Source organism: Hyphobacterium vulgare, assembly GCF_042643335.1.
Taxonomy (GTDB): domain Bacteria; phylum Pseudomonadota; class Alphaproteobacteria; order Caulobacterales; family Maricaulaceae; genus Hyphobacterium; species Hyphobacterium vulgare.
On sequence record NZ_JBHRSV010000006.1, the window covers coordinates 42,291 to 48,805 of the forward strand.

The 6,515-nt window shown below is 65.4% G+C and carries 6 protein-coding genes; 5 read left to right on the forward strand and 1 reads right to left on the reverse strand.

Annotation, left to right across the window (positions count from 1 at the left end; translation table 11 throughout):
* Window positions 1–1,206, reverse strand: a complete 1,206-nt coding sequence (locus tag ACFOOR_RS06185; RefSeq protein ID WP_343165516.1) for an NAD-dependent epimerase/dehydratase family protein — start codon at window positions 1,204–1,206, stop codon at window positions 1–3.
* A gap of 128 nt (window positions 1,207–1,334) precedes the next feature.
* On the opposite strand from ACFOOR_RS06185, the gene rfbC reads away from it, so the two are divergent.
* From rfbC to ACFOOR_RS06210, 5 genes are read left to right on the forward strand one after another with little or no spacing between them, the layout of a single operon-like run.
* On the forward strand, window positions 1,335–1,919 hold the full coding sequence (gene rfbC, locus ACFOOR_RS06190) for a dTDP-4-dehydrorhamnose 3,5-epimerase (RefSeq protein WP_343165515.1): 585 nt from the start codon (window positions 1,335–1,337) through the stop codon (window positions 1,917–1,919).
* A complete protein-coding gene (gene rfbD / locus ACFOOR_RS06195) occupies window positions 1,916–2,791 on the forward strand; it encodes a dTDP-4-dehydrorhamnose reductase (protein ID WP_343165514.1) in 876 nt (291 codons plus the stop codon). The genes rfbC and rfbD overlap by 4 nt, the downstream gene beginning before the upstream one ends.
* Window positions 2,792–2,843: 52 nt before the next feature.
* Window positions 2,844–3,857 (forward strand): type I glyceraldehyde-3-phosphate dehydrogenase, encoded by a 1,014-nt coding sequence (gap, locus tag ACFOOR_RS06200; protein ID WP_343165513.1) that lies wholly within the window; start codon window positions 2,844–2,846, stop codon window positions 3,855–3,857.
* Window positions 3,858–3,878: 21 nt separating this feature from the next.
* Window positions 3,879–5,108, forward strand: a complete 1,230-nt coding sequence (locus ACFOOR_RS06205) for a phosphoglycerate kinase (RefSeq protein WP_343165512.1) — start codon at window positions 3,879–3,881, stop codon at window positions 5,106–5,108.
* Window positions 5,109–5,148: 40 nt separating this feature from the next.
* Window positions 5,149–6,180 (forward strand): class I fructose-bisphosphate aldolase, encoded by a 1,032-nt coding sequence (locus ACFOOR_RS06210; protein ID WP_343165511.1) that lies wholly within the window; start codon window positions 5,149–5,151, stop codon window positions 6,178–6,180.
* Window positions 6,181–6,515 lie beyond the last annotated feature (335 nt).

Here is a 6,515-nt window from a genome sequence, read left to right on the forward strand (position 1 = left end):
TCAGGAGACCGCTTTCAGCGGCGGCGGCGTCTGGTCCGCCTTGCGGGTCTCGTTCCAGTAGGACACGCACGGAACCTTCGAGCGGTCGCAGCGGTCGGCGTATTTGCGCGCGATCTCGGTGACCTCTTCCATCAGGCCGGCCTCCAGCGTGATCGGCTTCAGACCCATCGACAGGAAGGTGTCGTTTTCCACGTGAAGGTCGTTTTCATCGGCCTCGTTGCGCGGATTGGGCAGGTTGGCGATCTCCGCACCGGTCATGTCGGCGATCATCTTCGCCAGGTCGCGGACGCGGTGCGTCTCGGTCATCTGGTTCATGATGCGGACCTTCTCGCCGCGCTTCGGCGGGTTTTCGACCGCCAGCTGGATGCAGCGCACCGTGTCCTGGATGTGGATGAAGGCGCGGGTCTGCCCGCCCGTGCCGTGTACGGTCAGCGGGTGGCCGACGGCGGCCTGCATCAGGAAGCGGTTCAGCACCGTGCCGTAATCGCCGTCATAGTCGAACCGGTTGATCAACCGCTCGTCCCTGCGGGTTTCCTCGGTCTGCGTACCCCACACGATCCCCTGGTGCAGGTCGGTGATCTTCACACCGTCATTCTTGTTGTAGAAATGGAAGAAGAGCTGATCCTGCGTCTTCGTCATGTGATAGATCGAGCCGGGATTGGCCGGGTACAGGATTTCCTGTTCCTTCGGGCCTTCCGACGTGTCGACCTTCACCTTCAGATAGCCTTCCGGGATTTTCATCCCCGCCGTGCCGTATCCGTAGACGCCCATCGTGCCGAGATGGACGAGATGGATGTCGCGGCCGGTTTCCACGATCGCGGCCAGCACGTCATTCGTGGCGTTGAGATTGTTGTCGACCGTGTAGCGCTTGTGGCGCGCCGACTTCATCGAATAGGGCGCGGCGCGCTGCTCGGCGAAGTGGACGATGGAATCAGGCGCTTCCGCCACGATCAGATCGACCAGTTCCTGGTAGTCCTTGCCGATATTGAGATCGACAAAGCGGATCTCCTTGCCCGACGCCTCCTTCCAGGCCTCAAGGCGTTTCGACATCGGCTGGATCGGAGTCAGCGACTCGACCTCAAGCTCGATATCGATCTTGCGGCGGGACAGATTGTCCACGATGACGACGTCATGACCCTGATTGGACAGGTGGAGCGCGGTCGGCCAACCACAGAAGCCGTCACCGCCGAGTACAAGAACCTTCATGCCTGAAACCCGATTACAGCGTTCACCAGTGTGTTAAGGCGGTTCTGACAGCCCGGGTCCCGCGTGACAAGTCTCTCGCGCCGCTGCGAAGTCTCGACAGCGCAGGCCCGGAGCGCTAGCGAAAGGGCATGAACACGCCTGTCCTCGCCCAGCCGCTCGCGCCGTTTTCCGACGCTTACATTCTGAAACCGCACCGGTTTCACGACGATCGCGGCTGGTTTGAGGAAACCTGGTCGGCGAAACGATTTCGCGAACACACCGGCGTTGACACAATATTCGTGCAGGACAATGCGTCGCGCTCGCTCGTGCGCGGCGTCGTCCGCGGCCTGCATTACCAGCGCCCGCCGGCTGCCCAGGGCAAGCTGGTGCGCTGTTCGGCCGGCTCCCTGTTCGATGCCATCGTCGATATCCGCCACGGCTCGCCGACCTATGGCCGCTCGGCCAGCATCGTCCTGTCGGTCGAAAACGGGCTGCAGCTCTGGGTGCCGCGCGGCTTTGCGCACGGCTTCTGCGCGCTCGAGCCGGGCACCCAGATCGCCTACAAGGTCGACGCTCCCTATTCCCCGGAATGCGATGCCGGCATCAAGTGGAATGACCCGGCGCTGGGCATCGACTGGCCGGTGACGGAAGGCGAGGCTCTGCTGGCGGGCAAGGATCTGAAACATCCCGCGCTGGCCGACGCCCCGGCCGATTTCGAACGGGACGGGGCATGAAGATTCTCGTCATCGGCCTCAAGGGCCAGCTGGCCCGTGCCCTGCTCGAACGCGGAGACCGGTCGGGTATAACGATGGTCGCTGCCGGACGGCCGCAGATCGATCTCGCAAACCCGACGGGTCTCGGCGATCTCGTTGGCGGTATGCGTCCAGATCTGGTGATCAATGCCGCCGCCTACACCGCCGTCGACCGCGCCGAGGACGAGCCGGAGGCCGCCCGAGCGGTCAATGTGAGCGGACCGGCGGCGCTGGCCCGGGCCGCGGCGGCCGCGAACATCCCCTTCATCCATGTGTCCACGGACTATGTCTTCGACGGGAAGAAGGGCGCGCTCTACACCGAGACCGATGCGGTCTGCCCGGTCAATGTCTACGGACAGACCAAGGCCGAGGGCGAGGCCGCCGTGCGCGCCGCCCATCCCGGCGCGCTGGTGGCGCGGACGTCCTGGGTCTACGCGCCCGAAGGCTCGAATTTCGTACGCACCATGCTTCGTCTTGGGACCGAACGCGACCGTCTGACCGTCGTCGCCGACCAGTTCGGCCGCCCGACCGAGGCGGGGGCGCTGGCCGACGCACTTCTGGCGCTGGGTCAGGCGCTGCGGTCCGGCGCACCGGGCGGTCTGCTTCATGTTGCGGCCGAGGGCGATACCAGCTGGCACGGCTTCGCGGTGGCGGTGCTCCGCGGTGCCGGTCTGTCGACGCCGGTCGACGCGATCACCACCGCCGACTTCCCGACCCGCGCTCCGCGCCCGGCCGATACGCGGCTGGACCTCGCCCGCGCGCGGCAGGAATATGGTGTCGTCCTGCCGCACTGGCAGGAGTCGCTGGAGCGCTGCCTCGCGGCAATGGGCGCCGGTGGACGCCGGGAACGATAGCGGCTAAACGGCGCCGCGAAACACCGCTGCTAGCCTTTGAAGGAGTCCGGGCATGGCCGTTCGCGTCGCAATCACGGGGTTTGGCCGCATTGGCCGTCTGGCACTGCGTGCGGTTTACGAGGAACAGCGTTCCGGTGATGTCGAAGTCGTCGCGATCAACGACTCCTCGACCCCGGAAACCAACGCGCACCTGCTGAAATACGACAGTGTTCATGGCCGTTTCCCGGGCGAAATCACGGTCGGCGACGACTGGATCGATTGCGGCTTCGGCCGGATCCAGAAAGTCTCCAACCGCGACCCGTCCCAGCTGCCCTGGGGCGATCTCGGCATCGACATCGTCCTGGAATGCACCGGCAAGTTCAATTCCAAGGCCGAGTCGATGGCGCATATCGAGAAGTCGGGCGCCAAACGCGTCCTCGTCTCCGCCCCGGCCAAGAATGCCGACAAGACCATCGTCTACGGCGTCAATCACCACACGCTGACGGCGGACGACATCGTTGTGTCGAACGCGTCCTGCACCACCAACGGCCTCGCCCCGGTGGCCAAGGTCGTCAATGACGCCGTCGGCATCGAGCGCGGCCACGTCACCACGATCCACGCCTATACCGGCGACCAGCCGACGCTGGACCGCAATCACAAGGATTTGCACCGCGCCCGCGCGGCCGCCATGTCGATGATCCCGACCACGACCGGCGCGGCCAAGGCCGTCGGCGACGTCCTGCCGGAACTGAAGGGCAAGCTCGACGGCGCCGCCGTGCGCGTCCCCACCCCGAATGTCTCGCTGATCGACATGGTGGTCGCGACCGCCCGCGACACCAGCGCCGAGGAAATCAACGCTGCGATCCGCGCCGCCGCTGACGGCCCGATGAAGGGCATTCTCGGCTATGATTCGATCCCGCTCGTTTCGATCGACTACAATCACGACCCGCGCTCCTCGATCTGCGCGATCGACAAGACCAATGTCATCGGCGGCCGTCTCGCCCGCGTCATGACCTGGTATGACAATGAGTGGGGCTTCGCCTGCCGCATGATCGACACGGCGGCGGCGATGGGACGTTTCCTTTAAGCGACACCGACGAGGTTCGACATGGCCGTTCCGGGCAAGCTCCGCCGCATCGAGGAAACCGACGTCGAGAACAGGCGTGTCCTTGTGCGCGTCGACTTCAACGTGCCGATGAAGGCCGGACAGGTCACCGACACGACCCGGCTCTCGGCCGCCCTGCCGACCATCGAACACCTCAAGCGCCGCAAGGCGAAAGTGATCCTGCTGGCGCATTTCGGCCGCCCGGAAGGCAAGGTCGTGCCGGAAGAGAGCCTTGCCCCGGTCGCCGACGCGCTCGCCGAGCTGATGGGCGCCCCGGTCGGCTTCTGCAATGACTGCACCGGCGAGGATGCCGCCGCGGCCATCGCCGCGATGGAGCCGGGCCAGGTTCTGCTTCTGGAGAACACCCGCTTCCACAAGGGCGAGGAACGCCGCCCCGATGGCGGCAAGACGGGCGACCCGAACTTCGCGAAGGCGCTCGCCGAACTGGGCGATCTCTACGTCAACGACGCCTTTTCCGCCGCGCACCGTGCCCACGCCTCGACGGCCGGTGTCGCGGAATACCTGCCCGCCTATGCCGGTCTGGCGATGGAGCGCGAGATCGACCATCTGGTTCAGGCGCTGGAAGACCCGAAACGCCCGGTGCTCGCCGTGGTCGGCGGGGCGAAGGTCTCCACCAAGATCGAATTGCTTGCCAATCTGGTGAAGAAGGTCGACCGCCTCTTCATCGGCGGTGCCATGGCCAACACCTTCCTCGCCGCGCAAGGTCACGGCGTCGGCAAGAGCCTTTACGAACCGGACTTCGCCGACACCGCGCGCTCCATCCTGCGCGGCGCGGAAGAGGCGGGCTGCGAGATCATCCTGCCGGTCGATGTCGTCATCGCGCAGGAATTCGCCGAGAACGCCGACAGCCGCACCGTCCCGTCAGGCGAGGTTCCCGCCGGCTGGATGATTCTCGATGCGGGTCCGGAAACCGTGGATGCGCTCGCCGATTCGGTGGATGCCTCCAAAACCGTCATCTGGAATGGTCCGCTGGGCGCGTTCGAAACGAAACCCTTCGACACCGCGACGGTCGAGGCCGCGCGCTATGTCGCCAAGCGGGTCAAGGAAAACGGCCTCATCGCCGTGGCCGGCGGCGGTGACACGGTCGCCGCGCTCAACGCCGCGGGCGTGTCGCGCGATTTCACCTTCATCTCCACCGCGGGCGGCGCCTTCCTCGAATGGATGGAAGGCAAGACGCTGCCGGGCGTCGTGGTGCTTTACGAAACGGAATAGAGCCGCCACAAACGGCGCACTTCAAACCGGGGGAACGGGCATGGATCTCGATCAGCTGAACGAAACCGCTCTGGGCATGGTCGCCCCGGGCAAGGGCATTCTCGCCGCCGACGAATCGACCGGCACGATCAAGAAGCGCTTCGATTCCATCGGTCTGGAATCCAGCGCCGAAAAGCGCCGCGACTGGCGCGAAATGCTGTTCCGCACCGAGCCGGCCATGTCGCAGCACATTTCCGGCGTCATCCTCTATGACGAGACGATCCGCCAGAACGCCGCGGACGGCACGCCGCTGGTCAAGCTGATCACCGATGCCGGTTCGATTCCGGGGATCAAGGTCGATACCGGCGCCAAGCCGCTGGCCGGCGCGCCGGGCGAGACCATCACCGAGGGCCTCGACGGTTTGCGCGACCGTCTCAACGAATATTACGAGCTGGGTGCGCGCTTCGCGAAATGGCGCGCCGTGATCGATATCGGCCGCGAGGGCGATGACTCCATCCCGTCGCAATACGGCATCAACGTCAACATGCACGCGCTCGCCCGCTATGCCGCGCTGTGCCAGGAAGCGAACATCGTCCCGATCGTCGAGCCGGAAGTCCTGATGGACGGCGACCACACGATCGAGCGCTGCTACGAAGTCACCGAATACACGCTGAAGCGCCTCTATGAGGAGCTGTTCGCGCAAGGCGTCGTGCTCGAAGGCACGATCCTGAAGCCGAACATGATCATTTCCGGCCAGAAATCCGCCGACCAGGCCACGGTCGAGGAAGTCGCCGACATGACGGTGCAATGCCTGTCGAATTGCGTGCCGGCCGCCGTGCCGGGCATCGCCTTCCTCTCGGGCGGCCAGTCCGACGAACAGGCGACCGCGCACCTCAACGCCATGAACGCCGCCTACGACCTGCCCTGGCCGCTGACCTTCTCCTATGGCCGCGCGTTGCAGGCCGCGCCGCTGAAGGCGTGGGGCAAGACCGGCGACGTGAAGGCCGGTCAGGCCGCCTTCAACCACCGCGCCCGAATGAACGGCCTCGCCGCTCTGGGTCAGTGGTCGAAGGATCTGGAGAAGGGCGCTTAGGCCGCAATCTTCGTTTTCTCCCCCCGCTTGCGGGGGGAGTGCCCCGGACTTGCTCGGGGGCGAGGGGGGGATTCCCCCCTCCGTCAGCTGCGCTGACACCTCCCCCGTGAACGGGGGAGGAAAACGGACTCCGACGCTCCCCGGTTTCGCGAAGCGAAGACCGGGGTCTCGTCGTTCGGCTGGGGTCCCCATGAAAATGGGGACCTGAAGCGTTCAGCGCATATCAGGCATTTCCTTCTCCCCTCGGGGGAGAAGGTGCCCGCAGGGCGGTTGAGGGGTTATCTTCAAAACCACCCCTCACCCCGGCCCTCTCCCCCGAGGGGAGAGCGACTGTC

Bases quoted from the DNA above. Each gene is read 5' to 3' on its own strand.
- rfbC (WP_343165515.1), top strand. From the start codon at position 1,335: ATGAACACGCCTGTCCTCGCCCAGCCGCTCGCGCCGTTTTCCGACGCT.
- ACFOOR_RS06185 (WP_343165516.1), bottom strand. From the start codon at position 1,206: ATGAAGGTTCTTGTACTCGGCGGTGACGGCTTCTGTGGTTGGCCGACC.
- gap (WP_343165513.1), top strand. From the start codon at position 2,844: ATGGCCGTTCGCGTCGCAATCACGGGGTTTGGCCGCATTGGCCGTCTG.
- ACFOOR_RS06210 (WP_343165511.1), top strand. From the start codon at position 5,149: ATGGATCTCGATCAGCTGAACGAAACCGCTCTGGGCATGGTCGCCCCG.
- rfbD (WP_343165514.1), top strand. From the start codon at position 1,916: ATGAAGATTCTCGTCATCGGCCTCAAGGGCCAGCTGGCCCGTGCCCTG.
- ACFOOR_RS06205 (WP_343165512.1), top strand. From the start codon at position 3,879: ATGGCCGTTCCGGGCAAGCTCCGCCGCATCGAGGAAACCGACGTCGAG.